The 278-nt window shown below is 32.0% G+C and carries 1 pseudogene; it reads left to right on the top strand.

Going from position 1 to position 278, the window contains the following annotated elements:
• Positions 1–278: pseudogene (locus ACSG5Z_RS32780) on the top strand (ABC transporter permease); the annotation flags it as partial.

Raw genomic sequence — 278 nt, 5'->3', positions numbered from 1 at the left:
GCAGAAGACAGCGGCAATAATGAATCCAGTTAGTTATGAATATGTAACAACTGGAAAAGGATTAGATAAGAAAGTTAGAGAAGAAATTCAAAAGCATGAGTTAGCAATAAAAAATGAAACGTCTGTAGCTATGCTGTCTATGCAAGGGAAGATTGATGGAGAACAAATATTAACAGGGTATTTAATAGGAAATGGTAATGTACAAGTTATAAAAGTGACAGATTATAATAAATCAGCTTCTATGTTAGGCAATAAACAAGTTATTCTCGGTTCTGAAA

This window comes from Bacillus pretiosus (genome assembly GCF_051294775.1).
Taxonomy (GTDB): Bacteria; Bacillota; Bacilli; order Bacillales; family Bacillaceae_G; genus Bacillus_A; species Bacillus_A wiedmannii.
Note: the sequence above shows the minus strand (reverse complement) of the source record. Positions and strands in the feature narration are given on the sequence as shown.